This is a genomic window from Nocardia cyriacigeorgica (assembly GCF_010858045.1).
Lineage (GTDB): Bacteria > Actinomycetota > Actinomycetes > Mycobacteriales > Mycobacteriaceae > Nocardia > Nocardia cyriacigeorgica_E.
The window spans coordinates 15,524-41,592 of record NZ_JAAGVC010000045.1 but is presented as its reverse complement, the minus strand read 5'-3'; the positions used below and the strand labels follow the sequence as shown (position 1 = coordinate 41,592).

Here is a 26,069-nt window from a genome sequence, read left to right as displayed (position 1 = left end):
GGGTTGAGAGTGACGGGCTGGGGTGGGGGTGTGGTGCCGAAGAGTTTCAGTTCGAGTTCCCGGGTGGCGACGCCATCGCCGACGCTGTGGTGGAACTTCAGGACGACGAAGGTGGTCGCGCCGGATAGGCCGGGAACGTCGCGGACTTGATCCAGGACATGGAGCTCCCACGGAGGGCGAGCGAGATCCATGCGGGTGGAGGTCAGGTCGGCGATGGCGCGACGGGCATCGGCCCAGGTCTCCAGGGTGCTGAGGAAGACGTGGTCGTTCAGGTCGAGGATCGGGTCGGGCACCCAGTAGGGCAGGTCGAGATCCATGGGCAGACGTTGCAGCCGACGGTGGAAGAGCTTCGACAGGCCGAGCCGGGCACGCATCCATTCGGTGACCTGGTCATAGGTCAGTGGCGCCGCGGCGGTGAAGGCGTAGACGGCGATGATGTTGGATAGGTGGCGGTCGGTTTCGTCATAGACGAAAACGGCATCGCGGGGGGCTAATTGCTCGGGGCCCAAGCGCAATTCGGCGCTCTCCGACTGCGGCGAGCCGGTGAGCGCGTTTCGAACCAGATGCCTCATATTCCGAGCGACCCCGCGATCATCGGCCAAGAATCGTGCAGGTCGTCCTGCCAGTAACCCCAGGAGTGCGTGCCCATCGGCCGGATGTTGTAGGTGATGTTGGTGCGGCCCAGTTCGGCAGTCCGCTGGGCCAGGCGGGTGGTGCAGAAGTTGGTTGCGGCTTCGATGGTGCCGCCGACGAGGGTTTGGTTGAGGAGTTTGCGGGTGTCGTTGTCGAGGCGGGCGTTGGCGAGGGTGTCGTGGATGCCGGGGAAGCCGCTGCCGCTGGAGATGTACATGGGGATGTTCGGCAGGCGGTGGGCTTGCAGGTAGGGGTCGTGCTCGCGCCACTGGTCGCTGTCGAAGGGGCCCCACATGTTCTCGGCCTCGCCGCCGCCCATGTCGATCACGGTTTTGACGAAGGCCTGGCCGATGGGGTCGCTGGTCATCGCGCAGCCGCTGTAGGCCGCGGCGCTGCGGTAGAGGGTGGGCGATTGGATGGTGAGGTCGAGGACCGAGGTGCCTGCCATGGAGATGCCGGCGAGGGCGTTGACGCCGGTGGTGCCGAAGGTCGAATCGATCACGGGGGGAAGCTCTTCGGTGAGGAAGGTGGCCCACATGTTGCGGCCGTTGTTCTCCAGGGTTTCGGCGAGGCCCTCGTCGGGGTTCAGCCAATCGGTGTAGTAGCTGAACGCGCCTTCCATCGGGATGACGACGTTGACGTGCTTGTCGGCGAAGAATTCGACGGCGTCGGTTTGGCCGAACCAGTTCGCCGCGTCCTCGCCGCCGCCCGCGCCGTTGAGCAGGTAGAGGGTCGGCGCGGGAGTGTGAGTGTCGCGGGGGCGCAGCACTTTCAACGCGATCGAGCGCTGCATGGACGGTGCGAAGACCTTGATCTCGACCAGCTGACCGACGCCGGCGGATTGACTCACCACCACCGCGCCCGGATCGGCGGACGCCGTCGTCGCACCGACGGTCATCGACATCAATGCGAAAGCGCAAGCGGCCGAGGTGATTCCGCGCAACCTGCCAAGATTCATCGTCAACTACCGATCACATGAAGATCGGGGGCACCCGCGTATGCGGGCGCCCCCGGATCGTTGCCTGGGGATTACTTGCCGGGGGCGGGCGTGCCACCGCTCAGGGTGATCAGCGCGTTCACGATATTGGTGCCGTGCTCGCCGAGGCTCGCGGTACCCATGCCCAGAATGTCGATGAGCGATCCCATGGTCTTCTCCTAGCGTTCGTAAAGATCGAGTCCAATGGACCCGGGGGGTGAAATGCCCGGTTGTCAGGCGATGAAGGTCTTGAGGCCCTCGAGCGAACCGAGGAAGACGTCGAGCAGGCCGTCGCCGGCCACGGCCGAGCCGAGTGCGGGAATCAATGCGCCGAGCAGGTCGCTGAGCGAACCCATAGCGAATCTCCTTCTTTGAGACTTGGTGCGAAACCTCTCGGGCAGGACGAACGGAACCGAGAGGTAGGTCACGTAAGGGTCTCTACTGTGACGTGGGCAACATAGCAAGCGACCGTTTGTGTTGACAAGGGGTTGTTTCACACTTTGTCGGGTCATGGGATGTAAAGGCCGCTCAGCCAGCTGAAACGCAGGTCACGCCCCTGGAATTGGGGGCGGCGAAGGGGATCAGTCCTCGACGGCGAGGGCCTGACGGAAGGTGAGGCGGCGCTGGGTCTGCATCAGGGAGCGTCGGTAGACCTTCTCGGCGACGAGCACGATGCCGTAGGTGGCGACTGCCATCAGGGCCAAAGCGACCATGGGTTCCCACCACGAGGCGGTGCCCTCGGCGAGCCGGGCGGGCATCGCGACGATCGACACGATGGGCACATAGGACGCCACGACACGCGCTGTACCAGACAGGAAAATTCCAGCAAACAACACGATCATGACGAACATGGTCATCGGCGTGGCCGTGGACTGGAGATCCTCACTGCGGGTGGCCAACGAGCCGGCCACCGCCCACAGCCCGGCCAGTGCGAGGAATCCGACGACGAAGAAGACGACGAACCAGCCCGCGGCACCGGCGATCTGCCCCACCTGACCGGCGCGGCCGGTGGCGGCCAAACCGATCAGGCCGGCGACGACGAACAGGGTGAGCTGGGCAAACGCCAGCACGGTGTTGCCCGCGACCTTGCCGATCAGCAACTGGCGGACCGGGATAGCGCTGGCGAGGATCTCGACGATGCGATTCTGCTTCTCCTCCACCACACTCTGCGCGATGGACATGCCGAACAGGATCGACGACAGATAGAACAGGAACGCGAACACGATCGCGACGATGGTGGCGAGCCCGGCATCGACGGCCGCCTCGTCGAGTAGGTCGTAGCTGACGGCGCTGCCGCGGGCGAGTTGTTCGAGCGTGACCCCGGCGGCGGTGGCGTTGTGCTCCAACGCGATCTGCTGGGCGGCGGCCGTGACGTAGGTCTTGACGTCGTCGTTTTCGGAGGTGTCGCCGATCAGTCGCCAGCCGCCGGGATCGGCCACCAGGCCCGCGTCGACAGTGCCGTCGCGCACCTGCTGTTCGAGCGCGGCCTCGTCGGCGACGCGGTGCGCGGTGAAATCGACGTCGGCGTCGGCGTGTTCGGCGATGACATCGGCGGTGCTGATCACCTGGCCGGCAGCGGGATCGAGGATCGCCACATCGATCTTGTCGGTGCGGCTGGACAGGAAACCGCTGACGGCCAGCGATGCGACGATCGCCACGATGGTGATGACGGTGGAGATCAGGAAGTTCCGGTCGCGCAGTTTCACCGCGATCTCGCGCTGCGCGACGATCAGCCAGGCGCGTCGGGGTGCGGTGCTCATGCGGTCACCTCGCGGAAGATCTCGGCAACGGACGGTCGGACCTCGGCCAGTTCGTGCACCGAGCCGCGGGTGAGGGCTTCGGTGAGCAGCGCGTCGGTGCTGATGCCGTCCAGCTCCAGCAGGGCGGTCGAGGCGTTGCTCTCCACCACTCGGACGCCGCCGAGTTCGTGCAGCCAGCCGGTGTCACCGCTGATCCGCAGCCGATGCCGGACCGGACCGGCGGCGCGCAGCTGCTCGGCCGAACCGTCGGCGACGACGCGGCCGTTCGCGAGGATGACCAGGTGGTCGCAGAGCCGCTCCACCAGGTCGAGTTGGTGTGAGGAGAACAGCACCGGCACGCCGCGTGCGGCGTACTGTCCCAGCAGGTCGGCCATGGCGTCGACGGCGACCGGATCCAAACCGGAGAACGGTTCGTCGAGGATCAGCGCGGTGGGATGGGCGATGAGGGCGGCCGCGATCTGGACGCGCTGCTGGTTGCCGAGTGACAGCGATTCGAGTTTGTCGGTGCCGCGATCCTGGAGGGAGAACCGTTCCAGCAGGTCGGCGGCCTGGTGTCTGGCTTCGGAGGGGGAAAGGCCGCGCAGTCGGGCCAGGTAGACGAGTTGATCGCGCACCGGCTGTTTCGGGTAGAGGCCGCGTTCCTCCGGCATGTAGCCGAACGTACGGCGATCATCGGCGGTGACCGGGCGGCCGTTCCAGGTGATCTCGCCGCCATGCGCCGCGAGGACGCCCATGATCATCCGCATCGTGGTCGTTTTGCCCGCGCCGTTGGCGCCGACGAAGCCGGTCATCGTTCCCGGGGCGACGGCGAAGGAGACGTCGTCTACGGCGGTGTTGTCGCCGAATCTGCGCACCAGGTGTGCGACTTCCAGCATCTGGGATCCCCACTTCGTCGTCCGGTTGTGGCGCTACGAACTCCGAATTCGAGAGTACTGGGTGGATCTGGTGTACCCGGCGCTGGAAGTCTGGCCACGCCCGTTAGGGAGCCGCGGTGCGGGCATTCGGGTCGAAGCCGCCGGGGATTTCGTAGATCACGCCGGTGAAGGTTGCGGCGAAGAGGCGGCCGGTGGAGAAGCCTTGGCTGCCGCGGCCGTAGGTGACGACGCTGGTGAGGGGGTTGCCGGTGCTCAGGATGCAGTACTGGTTCGGGGCATCGATGCGGATGACCTGGCCCGCGGTGTTCAGCGGGACGACCGGACGGTCGGCCGAATCCAGGGTCAGTCCGTCGGGAGCGGAGAGCGCGTCCGCGCCGGTGAGGTCGAGCAGGGATTGCGGGGCCGCGGGGTTGGCGACCGGGATCCGGCTGACGCCGGGGTTGGCGAAAGTGCGACCGACGTAGAGGAATTCGTCGTTGCGGCCGAGGACGGCGCCGTTCGCGCTCGGGAAGGAGGCCCAGTCGGGTTGGACCGCGCGGTTCGGATGGACTTTGCCGATCAGCGAACCGAAGTCGTTGGTGGCGTAGACGCTGCCGTCGCGTGCGGTGGCCATGCCGTTGGCGGCGCTGAGGCCCGCGGCGAACGGGGTGAATGCGCCGGTGTTCGGGTCCATTTCGACGATGCCTGCGTTGCGGAGGGTATCGCCGAGCGCGACTCGAGCGTCAGCGCCGTAGCCCACGAGCAGGGTGCCGCGCGGGGTCCAGGCCAAGGCGCCCGCTCCGCCGCTGGGCACGGTCGCGATCGGGACGGCCGGGGCGCCCGGAGCGTCGATCCGGTAGACGCGCCCGGTGTTGAGGTCTGTGGTGAACGCACGGCCGCGATCGTCGACCGTCAAGCCCTCCAGCGCGCCAGGCACCGAGGCCGCTACCGACGTCGGTTGCCCGGCGCCGGGACAGATCGGCGCCGCCTGCGCGCTCCCTGCCGCGAGAGTGGAGAACATCGCGGCCGAGACGATTGCCATACCCGCTGCGAGTGTCTTCATGGGGACATCCCATCACAGGGCACCCGCGCTCGACGGAGTTTTCGCAGTTCGCGGAGCTGGTCAGCTGCCGAAGCGCGCCAGTACGGAGCTGGCTTCCTGCGAGGCCGTACCTTCGTCGGCGAGATGGGCCATCGCGGGCGCGATGTCGCGTCCGTGATGCGCCATGGCCTGCGCGTACAGGCGCCCGGCCCGGTACGACGAGCGCACCAGCGGCCCCGCCATCACGCCGGCGAAACCGATCTCCTCGGCCACCTTCGAGTGCTCCACGAACTCTTCCGGCTTCACCCACCGGTCGACGGGATGGTGCCGAGGGGAGGGGCGCAGGTACTGGGTGATGGTGAGGATGTCGCAGCCGGCTTCGTGCAGGTCGCGCATGGCCTGGGTGACCTCGTCAGGGGTCTCGCCCATGCCGAGGATCAGGTTGGACTTGGTGACCAGGCCGGCCTCGCGGGCAGCGGTGAGCACTTCCAGCGAACGCTCGTAGCGGAAGGCCGGGCGGATGCGCTTGAACACGCGTGGCACGGTTTCCAGGTTGTGCGCCAGCACCTCCGGGCGCGAGGAGAAGACCTCGGCGAGCTGATCGGGCTTGGCGTTGAAATCGGGGATCAGCAGTTCGACGCCGGTGTTGGGGTTCAACGCCTTGATGGCGCGCACGGTTTCGGCGTAGAGCCAGGCCCCGCCGTCATCGAGGTCGTCGCGGGCGACGCCGGTGATGGTGGAGTAGCGCAGCCCCATGGCCTGCACGCTCTCGGCGACGCGGCGGGGCTCGTCGCGGTCCAGTGCGGCCGGCTTGCCGGTATCGATCTGGCAGAAATCGCAGCGGCGGGTGCACTGTTCACCGCCGATGAGGAAGGTGGCTTCGCGATCTTCCCAGCATTCGAAGATGTTCGGACAGCCGGCTTCTTCGCAGACGGTGTGCAGGCCTTCGCGTTTCACCAAGCCCTTGAGCTCGGAGTATTCGGGGCCCATGGTGGCGCGGGTGCGGATCCATTTGGGCTTGCGCTCGATCGGGGTCTCCGCGTTGCGCGCCTCGATGCGCAGCAGCTTTCGGCCTGCCGGTGCTTGTGCTGAGGTCACGAGTTCGACCTTACGCCGGTGGGATCGGCGGATGCGCCTGCCGTATCCCCGGGTGTGAGATGTTCGATATCGTGCGACTGAACGGGAATTTCTCCGTTCAACGCGGCAACAATCGCCTCGGCCACCAGCGGGCGCACCTCGTCGACCGTGACGTCGCGGCCGAGCTCGCGCGAGAGGGTGGTGACGCCGGCGTCGCGGATGCCGCACGGGATGATCGCGCTGAACCCTTCCATCCCGGAATTGCAGTTGAGCGAGATGCCGTGCAGGGCCACGCCCCGCTGCACGCGCACACCGATGGCGGCGATCTTGCGTTCGGCGAGCGGGCCCGCGGCCGGCAACCAGACCCCGGAGCGGCCCTCGACGCGGCCGCAGGTGACGCCGAGACCGGTGCACACGGTAATGAGCGCTTCTTCCAGGCGACGCACGTAGTCGACGACGTCGACGGGCTCGGCGAGCCGGATGATCGGATAACCGACCAGCTGTCCGGGCCCGTGCCAGGTGATCTTGCCGCCGCGGTCCACCTCGACCACCGGGCTGCCGTCGATGGGCAGGTCCTCGGCTTCGGTGCGGCGGCCCGCGGTGAACACCGACGGGTGTTCCAGCAGCAGCAGATGATCGGCGCCGATTCCCTCGGCGCGCTGGGCGGCGATCTCGCGTTGGCGATCCCAGGCCTGGTGGTAGTCGATGAGTCCCAGGTTCTCGACGACGACGGGTGTGGTGTCGAAGCGAGCCGACCGGGTGACGGAGCGCGTGTGGTTCACGGTCACGACGTTACGCCAGTCGCTGTGGGTCGGACGCGGGCGTGTCGTCGCTGCCGGCGGGCCACGACGCGGGATCGCCGAGACCGATCGTCAGTTGCATGAGGGTGAGGTCCAGCCAGCGGCCGAACTTGATGCCGACCTGTGGCAGCACGCCGACGGTGCGGAAGCCGAAACGCTCGTGCAGCGCGATCGAACCGGTGTTGCCCGCCTCGATGGCCGCCACCATGACGTGTACGTCGCCCGCGGCGCGCGCTCGCGCGATCAGCTCGGTGAGCAGCGCCGAAGCGATACCGCGGCGATGAAAACGGTCGGCGACGTACACCGAATTCTCCACGGTGTGCCGGTATCCGGACTTCGGCCGCCACGTTCCGTAACTGGCGTAACCGGCCAGTTCGCCGTCGACCTCGGCGATCAGCACCGGACGCCCGGCCTCGGTGCGCTCGCGCAGCCAGGCCCGCCGGTTGTCGAGGCCGACCAGTTCCTCGTCCCAGATCGCGGTGGTTTCGGCGATGGCGCGATTGTGGATATCGAGGATCGCCAGCAGGTCACCGTCGGTGGCGTCGCGGATGACGGTGGCAGAGCGCGTGTCCAGCGTCATCGGTGGTTACCGCCTACCGCCGCCGCGAGCGCCGCACCGATGGTGGGGTGCTGGAACTGATATCCCGCCGCCTCCAACACGGTGGGAATCGCGCGCGGGCCGTGCAGGATTCCCTCTTGCGCGAATTCGCCGAGGACCGCGCGCAGCGCGAACGCGGGGACCACCAGCGGTGTGGGCCGGTGCACCGCGCGGCCGAACGCGCGATTGAACTCGGCATTGGTCACCGGCGCGGGGCCCACGGAGTTGATCGGCCCCGAGATCGCGTCGTTGGTCAGTGCGAACAGGATCGCGCCGATCTCGTCGTCCAGCGAGATCCACGGCGTGTACTGGCGCCCGTTGCCGAGCCGCCCACCCAGCCCGAGCTGGTACAGCGGTTTCAGCATGCCGAGCATGCCGCCGTTGCGGGCCAGCACCACCGCGCTGCGCAACAGCACGGTGCGGGTGCCCGCGGCGCTGGCCGGCAGCGTCGCGGCTTCCCAATCCCGGCACAGGGTGGCCAGGAAACCGGTGCCCGGCGGGGTGGATTCCTCCACCACGCGGTCGCCGGTCTCGCCGCCGTAGATGTGCACGCCGCTGGCGTTGATCAGCACCGGCACCCCGGCGGAGGCGATGGCGGCGGCCAGCACGTCGGTCGGGGTGATCCGGCTGTCGCGCAGCTCCTGTTTGTAGCTGCCGGTCCAGCGGCGGGTGCCGATGCTCGCCCCGCACAGGTTCACCACGGCATCGGCGCCGCGTAACGCCTGCTCGTCCAGATCGGCGCGGGCTGGATCCCACACGTACTCGTCCGCCGCGGCGGCCGGACGGCGCACCAAGCGGACGACCTGGTGCCCGTCGCGGCGCAATGCCGCGACGAGCGCCGTCCCGATCAATCCGGACGAACCGGCGATCACGACCTTCATGCGTGACCTTCCCGGTTACAGGCCGAGGTCAGCCTCGAACGCCGCCTCTTCGAGCCGATGCCGGATCGTGGTGAGGAATCGGCCCGCGTCGGCACCGTCGATGAGGCGGTGATCGTAGGTCAGCGGCAGGTAGCACATGGAGCGCACGCCGATCGACTCGTTGCCGGTCTCGTCGGTGACCACGACCGGACGCTTGACGATCGCACCCGTGCCGAGCATGGCCGCCTGCGGCGGAACCAGGATCGGGGTGTCGAACAGCGCGCCCTGGCTGCCGATGTTGGTGATGGTGAAGGTGCCGCCGGCCAGCTCATCGGGCTTGAGACCACCGTTGCGGGCACGATCGGCGATATCGGCGATCGCGCGCGCGAGGCCCGCCAGCGAGAGGTCGCTGGCGTTGTGGATCACCGGGGAGAGCAGGCCCTGCTCGGTGTCCACGGCGATGCCCAGGTGCACCGCGGCGTGGTAGGTGATCTCCTTGGTGCCCTCGTCATAGCTGGCGTTGACGTTCGGGTGCACACCGAGCGCCTCGACCACGGCCTTGGCGAAGAACGGCAGGAACGTCAGGTTGACGCCCTCGCGCTCCTTGAACGCGGCCTTGGCCTGCGCCCGCAGGGCCGCGATCTTGGTGACGTCGGCCTCGTGCACCTGGGTCAGCTGCGCGGTGGTCTGCAACGATTCCCGCGTCTTGGTCGCGGTGATCTGCCGGATCCGGTTGGCCTTCTGAGTGGTGCCACGCAGATGCGCCAGTTCCGGCTTCGCGGCGGCGGGCGCCTTCGCGGCCGGAGCGGCCTTGGCGGGTGCGGCGGCGGCCGGAGCCGGAGCCTTCTTCGCCTCGGCGGCGGCGAGCACGTCCTGCTTGCGGATGCGGCCACCGACACCGGAACCGGTGAGCGTGGACAGGTCCACGCCGTTCTCCTCGGCCAGCTTGCGCACCAGCGGAGTGACGTACGGCGTGGCGCCGTTGCCGGCGGGGGCGGGTGCCGTGGCGGCGGGAGCCTGGGCGGGCGCGGGCTGTGCGGCGGGTGCGGGCTGCGGAGCCGGCGCGGGCTGCGGGGCCGGTGCGGGCTTGGGTTCGGGAGCCGGGGCCGGGGCCGGTGCGGGCTGCGGGGCGGCAGCCGCCGGAGCAGGCTCGGGCTTGGGTTCGGGCTTGGGCTCAGGTGCCGGAGCCGGCGCGGCGGCGGGCGAACCGCTGCCGATGACGCCGAGCTGTCCGCCGACGGAGACGGTGTCGTCTTCCTGCGCGGTGATCTCCAGCAGCGTGCCCGCGACCGGGGACGGGATCTCGGTGTCGACCTTGTCGGTGGAGACCTCGAGCAGCGGCTCGTCGACGGCGACCTCGTCACCGACGGCCTTGAGCCAGCGGGTGACGGTGCCCTCGGTGACGGATTCGCCGAGTTCGGGCATGTTCACCGGGGTGCCGGAGGCGGCGTCGCCGGATGTCTGCGCGGCGGGAGCCTGTTCGGCGGGAGCCGGGGCCTCTTCGGCCGGAGCCTGCTCGGCCGGCGCCTGCGCGGCGGGCTCGGGTTCGGGGGCCGGTTCCGGGGCGGCGGCGGGCTCAGGGGCCTCGGCCGGTGCCGGAGCGGCGGCCTCGCCCGCATCGCTGATGATGCCGAGTTCGCCACCGACCTCGACGACATCATCTTCCTGGGCGACGATCTTCGACAGCACACCCGCCGTGGGGGACGGGATCTCGGTGTCGACCTTATCGGTGGAGACTTCGAGCAGCGGCTCGTCGACCTCGACCGTGTCTCCTTCCTGCTTCAGCCACCTGGTCACCGTTCCCTCGGTGACGCTCTCACCAAGAGCGGGCATCTGGACGGAGAAGGCCATGTCCGTTGACTCCTCTGACTGCTCGACGGGTCTACAACAGTTCGTACCCCGGTGGTAGCTCGCCGCGGGTCGTGGCGAATTACCGGCCACCGATCATTGTGCGTGACACAGGCATTGTGTGCCGCGCTCATCGATCAGCGCGTGGCTCCGGGGGTCCGTGTGGTTCTTGTACCGGGAACCATCCTTGCACTTATGGGCTCGCGACGTCGCAGAGGGCGTCCCTCAGCCGGGAACTGGCAATATGGACTTACCGGTAACAACGACGGTTCCGGCGGGGGACGAGGAGGTCAGCGCGCGTGGGTTTGCTCGATCGTTTCCGCCGGGGTGCGCGCAAGCAGGTGAAAGCTACTCGCGGGTACGGAAATGACGCCCGCTATCTGGCCGAGTGGGTACGCACTCACACCGGCGTCGAGGGCTTCATCGAACCGAAGACGACGATCACCGACGTGACCGTGGTGCTGGTGGCCGCCGACGGCGAATGGACGCGCCGGGCCATCGGTGAGCGCGGCGCCCGGAATCTCGCCCGCGACCTGCGTATTCCCGTTTACGACGTGCACAAGACCGGTTACCCGCAGCGGATGCGCGATTACGACGCGCGGCGGCGGATCGAGCGGAAACGTCAGATCGAACGGGATCTCGAGGATCTCTAGCGGAGTGCACGGCTGACGGGCGTGGGTCAGGGGACCGGCCGGTGTCCGAGGGGCCGATACGGTGTGGGATCGGCTGTTGTCCGAGGGGCCGGGAGGGTGTGGGATCGGCTGTTGTCCGAGGGGCCGACTGGTCGCGGGGCCGGCTGTCGCCCGGGTGCCGGCAGGGCGCGGGGCCGTCGATCCACGTAGCTCCCGGGGACCGAAGCGACCAGGATTCCCGTGCTGTCCCAGTAGGATCGCCTAATCGGCGGCCCGGGAGCTGCGCGCGGCTGGGGCAGGAAGTACGTTTCGCCCGCATCTGAGCGACAACTCGTGTGACTGTCGCTCGAAGTCGCTGAATTGTCGCTCCAATGCGGGCGAAAGGCATACCCACCGGGGCGGCGTGTGCGTCTGGGACGCCGCCCCAGCAGGTCGTGCCCACTACTCCGCGGCGATGTCCTCGAGCACCGCGATGAGCGTGCGGACCGGAACGCCGGTGCCGCCCTTACCGATGTAGCCGAACGGGCCGCCGGTGTTGTAGGCCGGGCCCGCGATATCGACGTGCGCCCACTGCACCCCCTCCGGCACGAACTCCTTCAGGTACAGCCCGGCCGCGAGCATGCCGCCCCACCGATGCGGGGTGACGTTGGCCAGATCGGCGACCTTGGAGTTGAGGTCCGAGCGCAGTTCGGCGGGCAACGGCATGGCCCAGCCGTTCTCGCCGACCTCGCGGGAGATGCGGGCGACGCGATCGCGGAAATCGTCGGTGCCCATCACGCCGGGGGTGCGGGTTCCGAGGGCGACCATTTGCGCACCGGTGAGGGTGGCGACGTCGATGAGGTAGTCCGGCTCGTCCTCGCCGGCGCGGACGATGGCGTCGGCCAGGATGAGCCTGCCCTCGGCGTCGGTATTGATCACCTCGACCGTGGTGCCGCCGTACTGGGTGAGCACATCGCCGGGACGCTGGGCGGTGGCCGATGGCATGTTCTCGGCCATCGGCACGGTCGCGGTGACGGTGATCGGCAGGCTCAGCCGCGCCGCGAGCAGCGCGGTGGCCACGACCGCGGCCGCGCCGGCCATGTCCGAGGTCATGTTCTCCATGTTCTGCGCCGGCTTGATAGAGATACCGCCGGTGTCGAAGGTGATGCCCTTACCGACCAGCGCGACCTTCTTCGGGCCGCCCTCGTAGGTGAGCCGCACCAGGCGCGGCGGGCGCGAGGAGCCCTTGCCGACGCCGATGATGCCGCCGTAACCGCCTGCCTCCAAAGCCTTCTCGTCGAGCACCTCGACCTCGAGCCCGGCGGCTTCGGCCAGCACCTGGGCGCGCGCGGCGAACTCGGCGGGGTAGAGGTGGCTGGGCGGGGTGTTGACGAAATCGCGTGCGGTGGCGACCGCTTCGGCCACCAGCTGCGCGCGCAACAACTCGGTGATGCCGAAACCCGGGTCGGGCACCAGCAATTCGACGCGCACCACCGGACGTTCGTCGGGCTTGGGTGCCGTCTTGTCCGAGCGGAACGGGGTGAACGAGTAGGCGCCCAGGTAGAAGCCCTCCGCCGCGGCGGCGAGGTCGAGCCCGGACAGGGTGGTCGACACCAGTTCGGTGCCCGACAGCGAACGCGCGGCGACACCGGCCGAGCGGCGGATCTGCTCGGCGTCGAGCTTGTCGGGGCTGCCGAGACCGACGGCGAGCACGCTGGTGACGTTGTCGAGCGCGGCGGGCGCGGGAATGCGGGTGAGCTCCTCGGCCTTGCCCTTGGCGCCGACGGCGCCGAGCTGGTCGAGCAGTTCCGCGCGCACCTCGGGACCGAGCACGTCACTGAACAGGACCTCGGGCACGATGGCCGGACCATCCTCGGAGGACGTCAGCCCGATGACGAGGACATCGGTGTCGGGGCCGATGGATTCGGTGCGATGCAGTTCGGGGCCCAGCGGGCGATCAGCGACAGCGGTCATGGCCTCAGGCTAGCGGCGGCGCCTCGATCGGCGAGCGCGACCTCGGGCGAATCCACGGCAGCGGCGCGGGTCAGGGCGCGGAGTTTCGCCGGTACCGGGCGGCGACACCATCGAGCAGCAGGTCGATGCCCGCCTCGATCACGCCGTCGAAATCGATATCGGGGGGACCCGTGTCGCCGAACAGCTTGTGCATCACCGGGCGTGCGGCCGGATCGAGCAGCTCGGCCACGTCGGCGTGCACCTGCTCAGCGGGATGGGCATCCGGGTCCAGCGCGCGTTCGACGTACTCCGCACTCCACATCAGCGCGATGCCCTGCACCACGCCGGATAGGGCGAGGTAGATCGACAGGATCTCGTGCGGCGTCATGGACGGCTGGTCCAGCGCGCTGAACGTGCGCTCCAGCATGTCGAACAGGGCGGGACCGACCGGTGGCCTGGTGCGCGCCAGTACCGGAAGCAACCATGGATGACGCTGGTAGAGCTGCCATTCCTGGTGTGCTTCATGAGCGACGAGCTCGCGCCATCCGGTCAGCTCCGGTGGCGGGGGCGGTACCTCGGCCAAGACCAGTTCGGTCATCGCGGCCAGGAGGGCCTCGCGGTCGGCGTAGTGGCGGTACAGCGCGGCGGTGGCAACGCCGAGTTCGCCGGCCAGCCGGCGAGTGGACAGGCCGTCGAGGCCGAACCGGTCGGCCAGATCGACCGCGGTCCGGGCGATGGTGACGGCGGTCAGCGGTGTGCCCGAGGCGCGGCGGCGGGTGGGTGCGGCCCGATGCGCCGACGTGAGCGCGTCACGTCGCGCCCGGTAGGCGCGGGCTTGGCAGGCGCGCGAGCAATAGCGGCGACGGCGACCGCGGGCCGGATGGGCGAGGGCAGCTCCGCAGGTCACGCACGCGTCCGAGGGCGCACGGTCGGCGTGTTCCGTGATCGCCCCGGCAACGCCGCCCGATGCCCTCGGGAGCGGGCCGCTTGCCGTCGTCCGATCGGTTCGGCCGCGCGCGGATGGTGCGCGGCCGGGCCTGCGCGTTAGGTGCGTGCTGGCGTCGGATGTCGTCGAAGCCGCCATTTCCACACAGTAGGCAGTGTGACGAAATGATGGCAAGGGCGTTGGTGTCGTTCTACTTTGGCAACCGAAGACACTGTTCACAGCGGGAGGAATTAGTCATGGGTGACACGCTGACGGTGCGTCGGGCGACCGAAGCGGATCGGGATCCGGTGATCGAGGCGTTCGGCAAGTGCTCGGACGAGGCGGTGACCGCGTGGGTGTTGGAGGGGCATCCGATCGAACCGTTCATCGACCAGCACGTGCCGATGATCATCGACCGCGGCCTGAAAGAGGACGAGATCTGGATCGCGGGCTCCGGCGACGACATCTGGGCGGTGTCGATCTGGCAGCACGTCACCTCGCCGGAGCGGTTCCTGGCCGATGCGGAGGAGGCGCGGGCGATGCGGCAGCAGGCGCCGGACCTCAGCATCGCGCGCCGGTTGGAAACGCTGACGGCGCTGCTCGCCGAAGAACACCCGCGGGAATTCCCGCATCGGTACCTCCAGGTGATCGTCACCGTGCCCGAACATCGCGGTAAAGGTGCAGGCGCCGCGATCATCGGCGATCGGTTGACGGTGTATTCGGCCGAGCAGATGCCCGCGTTCCTGGAGGCCAGCACCGAACGCTCGTCGCGGCTGTACAAGCGCTGCGGATTCGAGGCCACCGGCACCACCCATCCGCTGCCGGAGAACGGGCCGACGCTGATCCCGATGTGGTTCCGCCCCTGATCGCGCAGCCGGACGGCCGGGGGCTGCGGCTCGGCCGGTGCCTGCCGGTCGCTGTTCTGCCCGCTCTGCCCGCGCGGGCGTCGGTCACGGCAGCGCCTCGATCATCACGATGGCCGCACCGAGCGTGCGGTGGGCGATCTGGCGGACTGCGGCCTTGCTCTTGTCGAACGGATGGGGTGTCCGAACGGCCGTGCCGATGCACCGGGCGGGCGGGCATCTCGCGCGGGTTAAGCTCGCCGGGTGAGCGACGCTGACCTGTTGCAAGGGCCGATCCATGATCTCCACGTCGAACTCGGGGCGAGTTTCGCGCCGTTCGGTGGGTGGCAGATGCCGGTGTCGTATGCGGGGACGGTGGCCGAGCATCAGGCGGTGCGGACCACGGTCGGGCTGTTCGACGTCAGCCATCTGGGCAAGGCGACGGTGCGCGGGCCGGGCGCCGCGGAGTTCGTCAACGCGACCCTGACCAACGATCTGGGTCGGATCCAGCCGGGTAAGGCGCAGTACACCCTGTGCTGCACCGAGGACGGCGGCGTCATCGACGATCTGATCGCTTACTACGTCGGCGACGACGAGATCTTCCTGGTCCCCAATGCCGCCAACACCGCGACGGTGGTCGCCGAGATGCGGAAGGTGGCTCCCGACGCCATCACGGTGACCGACGAGCACCGCGACTACGCGGTGTTCGCGGTGCAGGGCCCGCGCTCCACCGAGGTGCTCACCGCGCTCGGCCTGCCGACCGACCTCGAATACATGGCCTACGCCGACGCCGAGTGGGACGGGCGGCCGGTACGGGTCTGCCGCACCGGCTACACCGGCGAACACGGCTACGAGCTGCTGCCGCGCTGGGCCGACGCCGAACCGCTGTTCCGCGTTCTGGTGCGCGAGGTCCAGGCCGCCGGCGGTCAGGTCGCCGGGCTCGGCGCCCGCGACACCCTGCGCACCGAGATGGGCTACCCGCTGCACGGGCACGAGCTGTCCACCGAGATCACCCCGGTGCAGGCGCGCGTCGGCTGGGCGGTCGGCTGGAAGAAACCGCAGTTCTGGGGCAAGGCCGCGCTGGAGCAGGAGAAGGCGGCCGGGCCGAAGCGAATCCTGTTGGGGCTGAAGGCACTCGATCGTGGGGTGCTCCGGCAGGGCCAGCAGGTGCTGCTCGGGGACGCGGTCGTGGGCGAGACCACCTCGGGAACGTTCTCGCCGTCGCTGAAGGTGGGTATCGCGCTCGCCCTGCTCGATACCGAGGCCGCGCTCGAACCGGGCGCCGAGGTCGAGGTGGACGTGCGCGGGCGCAGGCTGCGGTGCGAGGTGGTCCGGCCGCCGTTCGTCGAAGTCAAGGCGAAATAGCCGGCTCCGACCGACTGCCGCAAGGCGCAAACAAACGCGCCGAAAAGCGGCGAAACCTCGACCGATAAGATCGCGGTATGACCGCTGCTGCACAGTTCACCCGTATTCCGCATCCGGCGCCGCTTCCGGAGCAGCGGGTACAGGAGATACTGACGGCACCGGGGTTCGGCCGGTACTTCACCGATCACATGGTCTCCATCGACTACACCGAGGCCGAGGGCTGGACCAACGCCCGCGTCGAGCCCTACGGCCCACTGTCGATGGATCCGGCGACCATGGTGTTCCACTACGGGCAGGCCATCTTCGAAGGGTTGAAGGCCTACCGGCAGCCCGACGGCGGCGTCTCCTGCTTCCGGATCGACGCCAACGCCGCCCGCTTCCGTCGCTCCGCGCGCCGGATGGCGATGGCGGAACTGCCGGAGGAGCTGTTCATCGAATCGGTGCGCCAGCTGCTCGAGGTCGACGAGCGCTGGGTGCCCGCGGCAGGCGGCGAGGAGTCGCTGTATCTGCGGCCGTTCATGTTCGCCACCGAGTCCGGCCTCGGCGTGAAGCCCGCCGCGGCCTACAAGTACCTGCTGCTCGGCTCGCCCGCCGGCGCCTACTTCCCGCGCGGTGTGAAGCCGGTGCGGGTGTGGCTGTCCACCGAATACGTGCGCGCCGCGCCCGGTGGCACCGGCGAGGCGAAGGTGGCGGGCAACTACGCGGCCTCGCTGCTGGCCCAGGCCGAGGCCACCGAGAAGGGCTGCGACCAGGTGGTGTGGCTGGATGCCTGCGAGCGCCGCTACGTCGAGGAGATGGGCACCAACAATCTGTTCTTCGTCTTCGGGTCCGGCTCGGAGGCCCGTCTGGTGACGCCGGAACTGTCCGGTTCGCTGCTGCCGGGCATCACCCGCGACTCGCTGCTGACCCTCGCCGCCGACTCCGGCTATCAGGTCGAAGAGCGCAAGATCTCGGTGGAGGAATGGCGTAAGGGCGCCGAATCCGGTGAAATCACCGAGGTTTTCGCCTGTGGCACGGCCGCCGTCATCACGCCGGTCGGCTGGGTGCGTTCCGGTGACGAGGAGTTCGCCATCGGCGGCGGTGAGCCGGGCGAGGTCACCATGACGCTGCGCGAGACCCTCACCGGAATCCAGCGCGGTACCTTCGCCGATATCCACCAGTGGATGCGCCGTCTGTGACGGTGCGGCCGAATCCGGCCGGAGCGCTGCGTGCGGCACCGGCCGGAGCGCTGCTCAGCCGGGCATGAGCGCCTGCCACTCGGCCAGCGACGTCGGCCGCAGCACGTAATTGTTCGCGCGGATCGTGTCGAGTGCGGCGCTCGGGTCCTGGCTGTACCAGTGGCCGGGATAGACCGTGGGATTGCCGTCCAGCTCGGACAGGTAGCGCAGGCTGCGGAACATCGCCTCGGAATCACCGCCCGGGAAGTCGGTGCGCCCGCACCCGTCCACGAACAGCGTGTCGCCGGCGATCAAGCGGTTGTCGAACAGGAAGCACTGGCTGCCGGGCGTGTGGCCGGGGGTGTGCAGCAACTCGATGTCGAACGCGCCGACGCTCACCTTGTCGCCGTGGTCGTGACCGGTGAGCTCACTGGGCGCGATCCCGGTGACATTGGCGACCCACGGAAGTTCCTGGTTGTTGACATGCACTGCGACGCTGGTCTTTTCGAGTAACTCACGCACCCCCCGCAGGGTGAAGCCGAGCATGGTGCCGCCGACGTGATCGGGATGATGGTGGGTGGCGAGTACCCCGGTCAGCCGCAGTCCGTCGTTCTCGGCGATATCGGCCAGCTCACCGGCGGCATACGCCGGATCGACCACCACGCACTCACCGGTCTCCCGGTCGCCGATCAGATAGGCGAAATTGCGCATCTGTGTCGCGATGGGATCACCAACGGCGAAATCCCGTCCGGACAACAGCTGACGAAAGTACAGGCGCTCGGCTGACATACCCGTCACTGTAGGGCCAAGGCCATCGGCGGTGTCAGGCCAACTGGCCTATTCGACACCGTACGATCGGCCGAATTGGAGATCCACCCAGGTGAGGCGGCCGGCGGTGGCTGGGACGGTTGTGCGCCGGGGGTTGGTGAGCCGCATCGTGTCACCGGTCGTGACTAGGATCGCGCTGTGCCGCACCCAGCCGAGGACGATCATCACACACTTGCCGCATTGCGTGAGGTGATCACCACCGAACAACACCCGGAGCTGCGGGCGACGGCGCTGCGGGAACTCGGAGCGCTGGGCAGAAACGCTGACGGCTCGTGGGACGTGGTTCACGAGTGTGCCGGCATCGACCTCTTACGCGATGCTCTCGCGGATCCGGCCGCGAGTGTCCGCGCCGCCGCGGTCGATGTGCTGTCGGAGCGCCGCTGCGCCCGAGATGCCGCGACGACCCGGGCGCTGTACACGTTGATCGCCACCGACGAGGGCCCGCAGCTGCGTCGGACAGCCTTCCGGGCGCTGGTGGCAGCCACTCACGAGGGCTTCCGGCCATGGCCCGACGACCCCGAGGCGATCGCCTGGCTGCACGAGTACGTCGCCGCCGATCCCTGCGCCGACAGCCGGCGATACGCGCTGATGCTGCTCGACGATTTCCCCGAGATCGCCGAGGTCCGTGCGCTGCTGGGTGAGATCGCCGAGCAGCATCCCGACGACTCGGTGCGACGAACCGTCGTCACCCGCTTGGGGCTGGCCGGGCACGACGATACGAAAGCAGTGCTGCGCCGCCTCGCGCACACCGATCAGGCGGATGAGGTCCGGGCTTGCGCCGTCGGGGCGCTCGGCTGCTGGGGAGCGGAGTTCGACGACGCCGAAGCGATCCGCGGTACCGAGTTGTTGCGCGATATCGAGATCCTTCGCGAGGTCGCCGTCGCCGACTCGGCAGCCATCGTGCGCGGTGCGGCCTGGGAACGCCTCGCCGGCCACACCGATCTCCCCCAGGTGGGGGCGCTCCTGCTCCGCCGTGCCATGGATGATCCCGACTCCGACGTGCGCGCACAGTTGCTGGTCGACCTCGCCGACGATGCGCAGTACGCCGACGATCGCGCGCCCGCCGTCACGTACCTGACCGAACGAGCCGAAGACGACGCGGACCCCGAGGTCAGACAGCTCGCGGCCGACCTCGTGACCGACTTGACCGCCGGCGCCGCCCACTTCCACAAGCGGCCGGTGGGCACGCGATATCGGTGGTATTGAGCCGAGCGTGTCGCGGGTCGAACGGTGACCTGGCGGCCCTGACCCTGTGCACCGCGTGCGGGTCTCTTCATCGAAGAGGTGCGTGCGGGTGGTGCACGCTCGTCGGCCGCCGGACGGCGATCCGGCACCGTGTCAGGTTCCCAGCGAGAAGCCGAGGGCGGTGAGGGCGGTGGTGGTTTCGATGGCGGTGCCGAGGACGTCGCCGGAGAGCCCGCCGAAACGGCGCAGGGAGTGATGGACGAGGAGCAGTACCGCCGGCGCGATGAGCAGCACGACGAGCGGGCCGAGCCAGCGGTGATCGGGGACGGCGGAGTAGGTGGCGAGCACCGCGACCAGCGCCCAGAGCCCCACGGTGATCGGTGATTGGGTGCCCGCGACCAGTGCACCGAACCCGGTGCCCGGCGCGGCGGTGATTCCCGTGCGGCAGGCGGCGACCACCGCGACCCGGCCGAGCGCGACGGCCAGGACCACCGCGAACCAGCGCTGCGCGTCGGCGAGCGCGGCGAAGGAGAAGGCTTGCAGGCCAATGGCGAACACGATGGCGGTGACGCCGAACGGTCCGGCACTGCCGCTCTTCATGATCTCGCGGGCCCGCTCGGGCGGGCCGTAGCTGCCGAGTCCGTCGGCGGTGTCGGCGAGCCCGTCCAGATGCATGCCCCGGGTACTCAGCGCGAGCACTCCGACGGCGAGCAGTCCGGCGACCGGCGCGCTCGCGCCGGCGGTCGTGCCCAGCCACAGCACCGCGCACGCCAGCGAACCGAGCACGACCCCGACGACCGGGGCCCAGGCGATGGCGATACCGGCGGCCTTCCGGTCGACGGTGTCGGGTCCGCGCACCGGGAGAACCGTCAGCCAGGAGAACGCCAGGCGCGGCCCGATCATGGGGTCGGCTCCGTCGAGAGCCGGGTGCTCAGGTGACTGCGGAATGGTCGGTGATCACCGGTGCCCGACAAGGTTGCCGCCGGGGGATGAGGCGAGCCCACGCGAAGAAGGTTGGCGGTGGCGGCCCATCGGCGCGGCAGCCGTTTCAGCGTGTGTGGGCGCGTTCGGCTCGTCATTTATGCAGGTCGACGGTGGATGCGGCATCCGAGGTGCTTACCCCGGCCTCGTCGAAGGTGGCCATGTCGGCGAGAGCGGCCACTGCGGCGCGCAGGATCGGCAGGGCGGTGAGGGCGCCGGAACCTTCGCCGAGGCGCATCTCGAGATCGATCAGCGGCTCCAGGCGCAGGTTGGTGAGGGCGAGGGCGTGGGCGGGTTCGGTGGAGCGGTGCCCGGCCAGCCACCACTCGCGTGCGCCGGCGGCGAGGTCTTCGGCGACCAGCGCGGCGGCGGTGACGACGAGTCCGTCGAGGATGACGGGGGTGCGGCGGGCGGCGGCCTGCGCCAGGAAACCCGCCATGGCCGCGATATCGGCTCCCGCCGCGACCCGCAGCAGATCGACCGGATCCTTGGCGACCGGCCGCGCTCGGCGCATGGCATCGCGGATGGCGGCGACCTTGCGGATCCAGCCCGCGTCGTCGACGCCGGTGCCGCGCCCGACCGCCGCCACCGGCTCGGTCGTGGTGAGGGTGGCGATCAGCACGGTCGCCGGGGTGGTGTTGCCGATGCCCATATCGCCGGCGATGAGCAGGTCGGCGCCCGCATCGATCTCCTCGTCGGCGATGGCGCGCCCCGCGGCCAGGGCGGCGGTGACCTCGTCGGCAGTGAGGGCGTCCTCGCGGTCGATGCTGCCGCTGGACCGGCGCACCTTGTGCTGGGAGATGCCCGGATCGGTGTCGGCGTCCACCGCCATATCGACCACCCGCACCGTCGCGTCGGCCACCCGCGCCACCGCGTTCACCGCGGCCCCGCCGCCGAGGAAGTTGGCGACCATCTGCGCGGTCACCTCGCTCGGGTACGCCGAAACGCCGTGCCGTGCGATCCCGTGATCCCCGGCGAACACCACGACCCGCGCGCGCTCGAACTGCTTCGGCGGGCAGACGCCCTGGCATGCGGCGACCCAGTTGCCCAGGGTTTCCAACCGTCCCAGCGCCCCACCGGGTTTGGTGAGCCGGGTCTGCCGCAGCTGCGCCGCCGCCCGAACCTGTGCGTCCGGCGCCGCAACCACTCCGAATCCCTGTTCCACTGTGCCGAGCTCCTCCGGTCGCGCATCCATCACTGCGCACCATCTTGCCCGGCGGTGATCATCTGTCACCCACCGCCCGTTGCGGTGCGGGGGTCGCGCCCAGCGGCGTCGACTACGGCCTCGTCGCAGGCCTTGCCGACTGCTGATCGAGAGCGCCGATCCCATCTGGCCGAGCCTGACCGGAGCGGCTACCGGGACGGCTCTCCCTCGCCCCAATGGCAGTGGCAGCTCCGAGACGGTGGGAACTACGTCGTCGCACACCTGAGCCACTAGCCGGTGGGTGCTGGTAATCGCCGAACATGCGGCGCCACCAGGCCGGCGGCGACGAGGCGGCTCATCCCAAACGCAGCGGCAGCCCCGCGACGATGAGGACCGCTTCGTCACACACCTGGGCGAGGCGCTGGTTGAGGGTGCCGATCTCATCGCGGAACAGGCGCCCGGAACGCGTGGCCGGAATGACGCCCATGCCGACTTCCGGGCTGACTATGACGAGCCGGTCCCGGTACGCGGCGACGGCGGCGACGAGGGCGTCGGTGTCGGGGGAGACCGTACCGCGCGGCTGCTCCCAGGCGCTGCGGGCGTCGAGGCGCGCGGTGAGCCAGGTGCCGATGTCGTCGATCAGCGTGGCGCCGGGGTAGGGATCTGCGAGAACTGTTGCGGCGTCGGCATTTTCGACGGTCAGCCAGTCGGCGGGGCGTCGCTCGCGATGCTTGGCGATGCGCTCGGCGAAGTCGGCATCCGAGGGGTCAGGGATCGCTGTCGCGATATAGCGCACCGGACCACCCGCAACCAGCGATTCCGCGTGTGCCGATTTCCCCGATCGCGCGCCCCCGAGTACGAGGGTGCGCCGCGCGGGAGACGATTGCGGCGTGGCTGACACCCGTGCACGCTACCAACTCGCACGAGGGCGTGGACGCCGCTCGGAAGCCTCCTGCTCGACAGGGGCTCAGTTCAGCAACAGCGTCGATTCGGCGCGCCGATGTCGTGGTCCCGGACACTTCGTGATCACGGGTGCGGTCCGGCGCGCCTGCCGACGCGGCGTGAACCGCAGCACTACCGCGTCCCACCACCGAAGCGGCGCCGGTACTCCGTCGGCGCGATCCCGACCACGCGCTGGAAGTGGTGACGCAGCAAGGCGGCCGAACCGAATCCGGCGCGGGTGGCGATCTGCTCGAGCCCGAGGTCGGTGTCCTCGAGGAGATGTTCGGCGAGCTGGACGCGCTGCGTCGTCAGCCATTTGACCGGTGTGGTGCCGGTTTCGGCGGCGAAGCGGCGGGCGAAGGTGCGGGTGGACATGGTCGCGCGAGCAGCGAGGGACTCCACGGTGTGCGGGAGGTCGAGGTTGTGCTGCATCCATTCCAGCGTCTCGCGCAGGCTGTCGGAGGCGCATTCGGGGACGGGGCGTTCGATGAATTGGCGTTGGCCGCCGTCGCGCTGGGGCGGCACGACCATGCGGCGGGCGATGCCATTGGCCGCGGCGCTGCCGATTTCGCGGCGCACCAGGTGCAGGCAGGCGTCGATGCCGGCGGCGGTGCCCGCGCTGGTGATGAGGTTGCCTTCGTCGACGAACAGTACGTCCGGGTCGACGGTCGCTTCCGGGAATTGCGCGGCGAGTTGGTCGACGTAGCGCCAGTGGGTGGTGCATTTGCGTCCGTCGAGCAAACCCGCGGCACCCGCCAGGAAGGCGCCGGAGCAGACGGTGAGCACGATGGCGCCGGCGTCGGCGGCCGCGCGCACGGCGTCGACGACGACGGGGTCGTGGTGGGTGGTGGCGGGGAAGGCCGGAATCGCCACCAGATCGGCGGCGGCGAGTTCGCCGAGTCCGTATTCCGGCGTGACGGTGATGCCCGGCGAGGTGGCGGGCAGCGGTGTACCGGGATCCCGCCCGCACACCCGGAAGTCGAATCCGGGCAGGCCGTCGGCGGTGCGGTCGAGGCCGAAGACCTCGCAGATCACCCCGAACTCGAACATGGCCAGCCGTTCGGAGAGCACGACGGCGACCTTCGACAGCATGCCGTCAGTTTATCTGGCCGAATATTGATGAAGGATGTCAGTACTGCCACTTTCGGCCGTATATCGGCGGGCGAACAATTACTGCCATGGCTGGATTGGTGATAACCCTGGTGGCATTGGCAGCGTTCGTAGCGGCGATCGGATGGCTCGGCTTCGGGCGAGTGGGCTCGACGGACGTCATCGATCGCGACGTCCAACGGGCACGCGAGGAACTCGCGGCAATGCGATCACGAGCGCCGCACCGCTGACGGTATGGCGAATCCTCAGACCGCGTCGCCCGGACCCACCCGCGGCTTCGGTGCCCGCATCTTGCGGATCTGTGAGGCGCGCACGAACGCGTACCACCCGAGCCGGAACCCGGTGTCGGTGGAATCGGGGAACCGCTCGCGGACCCGGTTGTTGACGATACGGCCGAGCATCACGCCCTCGATGGCCATGAACAGCATCATGACCAGCATGGCCAAGGTCACGATCGATTGCAGCGCAGGTGCGGCGAACATCGACAGGATCAGCACCAGCGCCATCGGCATGAACAGGCCGACGAGGTTGCGGCGGGCGTCGACGATATCGCGGACGAACGCGCGCACCGGGCCCTGATCGCGCGGCAGCAGGTACTTGTCCTCGCCGGCCAGCATGCGGGCGCGCCGGTCCTGGGCGGCGGCGCGGCGCTCGGCGGCGGCCGTTTTGCGCTCGGCCTTGTTGCCCCTGGTGGCTTTGCGCCGGGCACGGGCCTCTTTCGCGGTGAGCGGGGCGGGTGCGACCGGGCCGCGACGCCTGCCTTCGGCATCACGACGTTTCGGGGTGGGACGGCCCTTACCCGCGGTGGCGGTGGCGGCCTGCCGCGCGGAACTCGCGGCGGGATCGCCGTCCGCGGTCGTGCGGTCGGCGGGCTCGTCGGTGGTGCTGGAGTCGCCGCGGCGGAACAATTTCACAGCAACCAGGCTATTCGATATATGCCACGGCCGGAAATGCGGTCTGCTCGACACACGTGGGCGGGGTCACCCGGGTCGGGTCCAGCGCAGGCGGAGAAGGTGGCAAGATGGGAATAGCAGCCCGCCCGGTGGTGTTGACTCCCGACGAGCCGTGCGCTGTTCACGGGATGACCACAGCTGTCCTTAGGAGAGTTCATGACAGTGCAGAACGAGACCGAAGTCCACGGTGTGACGCTCACCGACGCAGCCGCCGCGAAGGCGAAGGCGCTGCTGGACCAGGAGGGTCGTGACGACCTGGCACTGCGGATCGCCGTGCAGCCGGGTGGTTGCGCGGGCCTGCGCTACCAGCTGTTCTTCGACGACCGTTCGCTCGACGGCGATCTGACCGTCGATTTCGGTGGCGTCACCCTCGCGGTCGACCGGATGAGTGCCCCGTACGTGCAGGGTGCCTCGATCGACTTCGTCGACACCATCGAGAAGCAGGGTTTCACCATCGACAACCCCAACGCCACCGGTTCCTGCGCCTGCGGCGATTCGTTCAACTGATCTCAGTTGTTCCTTCAACGGACACGTAGTTGATACGGTGAAGACCCGGACTCCGGTCCAGGTCTTCGCCTTTTGCCGCCTCCAGAGGGGTTCAGCTACGTGTCCATTGCCGTATCCGCGTCCATTGCGACCGACCATCTCATGCGCTTTCCCGGGCGGTTCGCCGACGTCCTGCTGGCCGATCAGCTCGACCATGTGTCGCTGAGCTTCCTCGTCGACGATCTGGTGATCCGTCGCGGCGGGGTCGGCGGCAACATCGCCTATGCCATGGGCCTGCTCGGCCGGAACCCGCTGCTGCTCGGCGCCGTCGGTGCCGATTTCAGCGAGTACCGGCAGTGGCTGGAATCCCACGGTGTCGACTGCTCGGCCGTGCGCATCTCCGATTCCGCGCACACCGCGCGCTTCGTCTGCACCACCGACGAGGACATGGCCCAGATCGCCTCCTTCTACCCGGGCGCGATGAGCGAGGCCCGGGACATCTCCATCGCGGGTCTGGTCGAGGACCGCACCCTCGACCTGGTGCTGGTCGGCGCGAACGACCCCGAGGCGATGCTGCGGCACACCGCCGAATGCCGTGAGCTCGACATTCCCTTCGCCGCGGACCCCTCCCAGCAGCTGGCCCGCCTCGACGGCGATCAGACCGTTCAGCTCATCGACGGCGCCGCCTACCTGTTCACCAACGAATACGAGTGGGGTCTGCTGAAGCAGAAGTCCGGGCTCACCGAGGAGGAAGTGGCCGCGCGCGTCGGCATCCGGGTCACCACCCTCGGCAAGAACGGGGTGCTCGTGGTCGACCGCGACGGCACCGAGGTTCGTGTCGGTGTGGTGCCGGAGAACGCCAAGGTCGACCCGACCGGCGTCGGTGACGCCTTCCGCGCCGGCTTCCTGACCGGCCACACCGCAGGCCTGAGCCTGGAACGCGCCGCCCAGCTGGGCTCGCTGGTGGCGGTCCTGGTGCTGGAGACCGTCGGCACCCAGGAATGGAGCCTCGACCCCGATGACGCCCTCAAGCGCCTGACCCAGGCCTACGGCCCCGAATCGGCCGCCGAACTGGAACCGCTGCTGCGCTGAGAGACGGCTCCCGCCACGCCAGCTCGAGACGCCGACTCTCGCATGAG

At 69.0% G+C, this 26,069-nt stretch carries 26 protein-coding genes; 7 read left to right on the top strand and 19 right to left on the bottom strand.

Annotated features, from left to right (window positions below; genetic code table 11):
* The 11 genes from GV790_RS25255 to sucB all read right to left on the bottom strand — a co-directional run.
* Nucleotides 1–572, bottom strand: a 572-nt coding sequence (locus GV790_RS25255; RefSeq protein ID WP_306043356.1) for a wax ester/triacylglycerol synthase domain-containing protein, incomplete at its 3' end; no start/stop codon positions are given.
* Nucleotides 569–1,531: an alpha/beta hydrolase gene (locus GV790_RS25250; RefSeq protein ID WP_256673520.1), complete on the bottom strand. Its 963-nt coding sequence runs from the start codon at nt 1,529–1,531 to the stop codon at nt 569–571. The genes GV790_RS25250 and GV790_RS25255, both read right to left, overlap by 4 nt.
* A 311-nt stretch (nt 1,532–1,842) precedes the next feature.
* Nucleotides 1,843–1,965: a hypothetical protein gene (locus tag GV790_RS31365; protein WP_014350045.1), complete on the bottom strand. Its 123-nt coding sequence runs from the start codon at nt 1,963–1,965 to the stop codon at nt 1,843–1,845.
* Nucleotides 1,966–2,190: 225 nt separating this feature from the next.
* On the bottom strand, nt 2,191–3,369 hold the full coding sequence (locus GV790_RS25245; RefSeq protein WP_163816790.1) for an ABC transporter permease: 1,179 nt from the start codon (nt 3,367–3,369) through the stop codon (nt 2,191–2,193).
* A complete protein-coding gene (locus tag GV790_RS25240; RefSeq protein ID WP_163816787.1) occupies nt 3,366–4,244 on the bottom strand; it encodes an ABC transporter ATP-binding protein in 879 nt (292 codons plus the stop codon). The genes GV790_RS25245 and GV790_RS25240 overlap by 4 nt, the downstream gene beginning before the upstream one ends.
* 103 nt (nt 4,245–4,347) lie before the next feature.
* Nucleotides 4,348–5,286, bottom strand: a complete 939-nt coding sequence (locus GV790_RS25235) for an SMP-30/gluconolactonase/LRE family protein (RefSeq protein ID WP_163816785.1) — start codon at nt 5,284–5,286, stop codon at nt 4,348–4,350.
* A 60-nt stretch (nt 5,287–5,346) separates the two neighbouring features.
* A complete protein-coding gene (lipA, locus tag GV790_RS25230) occupies nt 5,347–6,363 on the bottom strand; it encodes a lipoyl synthase (protein ID WP_163816783.1) in 1,017 nt (338 codons plus the stop codon).
* Entirely contained in the window at nt 6,360–7,124 is a 765-nt protein-coding gene (gene lipB / locus GV790_RS25225) for a lipoyl(octanoyl) transferase LipB (protein ID WP_163816781.1), read from the bottom strand. Before lipB ends, lipA begins: the two co-directional genes overlap by 4 nt.
* Before the next feature lie 10 nt (nt 7,125–7,134).
* The gene (locus GV790_RS25220) at nt 7,135–7,722 is read right to left on the bottom strand and encodes a GNAT family N-acetyltransferase (protein WP_163816779.1); all 588 of its coding nucleotides are present in this window, start codon (nt 7,720–7,722) and stop codon (nt 7,135–7,137) included.
* On the bottom strand, nt 7,719–8,621 hold the full coding sequence (locus GV790_RS25215) for a TIGR01777 family oxidoreductase (protein WP_163816777.1): 903 nt from the start codon (nt 8,619–8,621) through the stop codon (nt 7,719–7,721). Before GV790_RS25215 ends, GV790_RS25220 begins: the two co-directional genes overlap by 4 nt.
* A 15-nt stretch (nt 8,622–8,636) precedes the next feature.
* On the bottom strand, nt 8,637–10,451 hold the full coding sequence (sucB, locus tag GV790_RS25210) for a 2-oxoglutarate dehydrogenase, E2 component, dihydrolipoamide succinyltransferase (RefSeq protein WP_163816775.1): 1,815 nt from the start codon (nt 10,449–10,451) through the stop codon (nt 8,637–8,639).
* 296 nt (nt 10,452–10,747) lie between these two features.
* Between sucB and GV790_RS25205 the strand changes: the two genes are divergently transcribed.
* Entirely contained in the window at nt 10,748–11,101 is a 354-nt protein-coding gene (locus GV790_RS25205; protein WP_375139424.1) for an oxidoreductase, read from the top strand.
* 420 nt (nt 11,102–11,521) lie between these two features.
* Here GV790_RS25205 and GV790_RS25200 read toward each other — a convergent pair whose 3' ends face one another.
* Both GV790_RS25200 and GV790_RS25195 read right to left on the bottom strand, forming a co-directional pair.
* A complete protein-coding gene (locus tag GV790_RS25200; protein WP_163816773.1) occupies nt 11,522–13,033 on the bottom strand; it encodes a leucyl aminopeptidase in 1,512 nt (503 codons plus the stop codon).
* A 70-nt stretch (nt 13,034–13,103) separates the two neighbouring features.
* Nucleotides 13,104–13,919 carry a TetR/AcrR family transcriptional regulator gene (locus tag GV790_RS25195; RefSeq protein ID WP_280211419.1) on the bottom strand — a complete coding sequence of 272 codons (816 nt, stop codon included), beginning with the start codon at nt 13,917–13,919 and terminating at the stop codon, nt 13,104–13,106.
* 275 nt (nt 13,920–14,194) lie between these two features.
* Between GV790_RS25195 and GV790_RS25190 the strand changes: the two genes are divergently transcribed.
* From GV790_RS25190 to GV790_RS25180, 3 genes are all read left to right on the top strand, one after another.
* On the top strand, nt 14,195–14,803 hold the full coding sequence (locus tag GV790_RS25190; RefSeq protein WP_163816769.1) for a GNAT family N-acetyltransferase: 609 nt from the start codon (nt 14,195–14,197) through the stop codon (nt 14,801–14,803).
* Nucleotides 14,804–15,043: 240 nt separating this feature from the next.
* On the top strand, nt 15,044–16,144 hold the full coding sequence (gcvT, locus tag GV790_RS25185; RefSeq protein WP_163816767.1) for a glycine cleavage system aminomethyltransferase GcvT: 1,101 nt from the start codon (nt 15,044–15,046) through the stop codon (nt 16,142–16,144).
* A 77-nt stretch (nt 16,145–16,221) separates the two neighbouring features.
* Nucleotides 16,222–17,322, top strand: a complete 1,101-nt coding sequence (locus GV790_RS25180) for a branched-chain amino acid aminotransferase (RefSeq protein ID WP_163816765.1) — start codon at nt 16,222–16,224, stop codon at nt 17,320–17,322.
* A 54-nt stretch (nt 17,323–17,376) separates the two neighbouring features.
* Here the strand turns inward: GV790_RS25180 and GV790_RS25175 are convergent, their stop codons facing one another.
* Nucleotides 17,377–18,090 carry an MBL fold metallo-hydrolase gene (locus GV790_RS25175; protein WP_163816764.1) on the bottom strand — a complete coding sequence of 238 codons (714 nt, stop codon included), beginning with the start codon at nt 18,088–18,090 and terminating at the stop codon, nt 17,377–17,379.
* 177 nt (nt 18,091–18,267) lie between these two features.
* Between GV790_RS25175 and GV790_RS25170 the strand changes: the two genes are divergently transcribed.
* Complete coding sequence (locus GV790_RS25170; RefSeq protein ID WP_163816762.1) at nt 18,268–19,335, top strand: HEAT repeat domain-containing protein; 1,068 nt, start codon at nt 18,268–18,270, stop codon at nt 19,333–19,335.
* Nucleotides 19,336–19,467: 132 nt separating this feature from the next.
* Here the strand turns inward: GV790_RS25170 and GV790_RS25165 are convergent, their stop codons facing one another.
* The 5 genes from GV790_RS25165 to GV790_RS25145 form a co-directional block, all read right to left on the bottom strand.
* Complete coding sequence (locus GV790_RS25165) at nt 19,468–20,217, bottom strand: adenosylcobinamide-GDP ribazoletransferase (RefSeq protein WP_163816760.1); 750 nt, start codon at nt 20,215–20,217, stop codon at nt 19,468–19,470.
* Between the two features lie 172 nt (nt 20,218–20,389).
* Nucleotides 20,390–21,490 (bottom strand): nicotinate-nucleotide--dimethylbenzimidazole phosphoribosyltransferase, encoded by a 1,101-nt coding sequence (gene cobT, locus GV790_RS25160; protein WP_163816757.1) that lies wholly within the window; start codon nt 21,488–21,490, stop codon nt 20,390–20,392.
* A gap of 304 nt (nt 21,491–21,794) precedes the next feature.
* Nucleotides 21,795–22,340, bottom strand: coding sequence for a bifunctional adenosylcobinamide kinase/adenosylcobinamide-phosphate guanylyltransferase (locus GV790_RS25155; RefSeq protein ID WP_163816755.1), 546 nt, complete (start codon nt 22,338–22,340; stop codon nt 21,795–21,797).
* Between the two features lie 173 nt (nt 22,341–22,513).
* A complete protein-coding gene (locus GV790_RS25150; protein WP_163816753.1) occupies nt 22,514–23,473 on the bottom strand; it encodes a helix-turn-helix domain-containing protein in 960 nt (319 codons plus the stop codon).
* A 263-nt stretch (nt 23,474–23,736) separates the two neighbouring features.
* Nucleotides 23,737–24,405: a DUF3043 domain-containing protein gene (locus GV790_RS25145; RefSeq protein WP_036535178.1), complete on the bottom strand. Its 669-nt coding sequence runs from the start codon at nt 24,403–24,405 to the stop codon at nt 23,737–23,739.
* Between the two features lie 195 nt (nt 24,406–24,600).
* Between GV790_RS25145 and GV790_RS25140 the strand changes: the two genes are divergently transcribed.
* Together GV790_RS25140 and GV790_RS25135 are read left to right on the top strand one after the other, a co-directional pair.
* Nucleotides 24,601–24,951 carry a HesB/IscA family protein gene (locus GV790_RS25140; protein ID WP_014350070.1) on the top strand — a complete coding sequence of 117 codons (351 nt, stop codon included), beginning with the start codon at nt 24,601–24,603 and terminating at the stop codon, nt 24,949–24,951.
* A 99-nt stretch (nt 24,952–25,050) separates the two neighbouring features.
* The gene (locus GV790_RS25135) at nt 25,051–26,022 is read left to right on the top strand and encodes a carbohydrate kinase family protein (protein ID WP_163816751.1); all 972 of its coding nucleotides are present in this window, start codon (nt 25,051–25,053) and stop codon (nt 26,020–26,022) included.
* The last annotated feature ends 47 nt before the right edge of the window (nt 26,023–26,069 follow it).

Coding starts and splice junctions, on each gene's coding strand:
- GV790_RS25165 (WP_163816760.1), bottom strand. CDS start 20,217: ATGATCGGGCCGCGCCTGGCGTTCTCCTGGCTGACGGTTCTCCCGGTG.
- sucB (WP_163816775.1), bottom strand. CDS start 10,451: ATGGCCTTCTCCGTCCAGATGCCCGCTCTTGGTGAGAGCGTCACCGAG.
- GV790_RS31365 (WP_014350045.1), bottom strand. CDS start 1,965: ATGGGTTCGCTCAGCGACCTGCTCGGCGCATTGATTCCCGCACTCGGC.
- GV790_RS25200 (WP_163816773.1), bottom strand. CDS start 13,033: ATGACCGCTGTCGCTGATCGCCCGCTGGGCCCCGAACTGCATCGCACC.
- GV790_RS25175 (WP_163816764.1), bottom strand. CDS start 18,090: ATGTCAGCCGAGCGCCTGTACTTTCGTCAGCTGTTGTCCGGACGGGAT.
- GV790_RS25235 (WP_163816785.1), bottom strand. CDS start 5,286: ATGAAGACACTCGCAGCGGGTATGGCAATCGTCTCGGCCGCGATGTTC.
- cobT (WP_163816757.1), bottom strand. CDS start 21,490: ATGGATGCGCGACCGGAGGAGCTCGGCACAGTGGAACAGGGATTCGGA.
- GV790_RS25245 (WP_163816790.1), bottom strand. CDS start 3,369: ATGAGCACCGCACCCCGACGCGCCTGGCTGATCGTCGCGCAGCGCGAG.
- GV790_RS25215 (WP_163816777.1), bottom strand. CDS start 8,621: ATGAAGGTCGTGATCGCCGGTTCGTCCGGATTGATCGGGACGGCGCTC.
- GV790_RS25140 (WP_014350070.1), top strand. CDS start 24,601: ATGACAGTGCAGAACGAGACCGAAGTCCACGGTGTGACGCTCACCGAC.
- GV790_RS25180 (WP_163816765.1), top strand. CDS start 16,222: ATGACCGCTGCTGCACAGTTCACCCGTATTCCGCATCCGGCGCCGCTT.
- GV790_RS25150 (WP_163816753.1), bottom strand. CDS start 23,473: ATGCTGTCGAAGGTCGCCGTCGTGCTCTCCGAACGGCTGGCCATGTTC.
- GV790_RS25220 (WP_163816779.1), bottom strand. CDS start 7,722: ATGACGCTGGACACGCGCTCTGCCACCGTCATCCGCGACGCCACCGAC.
- GV790_RS25250 (WP_256673520.1), bottom strand. CDS start 1,531: ATGACCGTCGGTGCGACGACGGCGTCCGCCGATCCGGGCGCGGTGGTG.
- GV790_RS25190 (WP_163816769.1), top strand. CDS start 14,195: ATGGGTGACACGCTGACGGTGCGTCGGGCGACCGAAGCGGATCGGGAT.
- GV790_RS25240 (WP_163816787.1), bottom strand. CDS start 4,244: ATGCTGGAAGTCGCACACCTGGTGCGCAGATTCGGCGACAACACCGCC.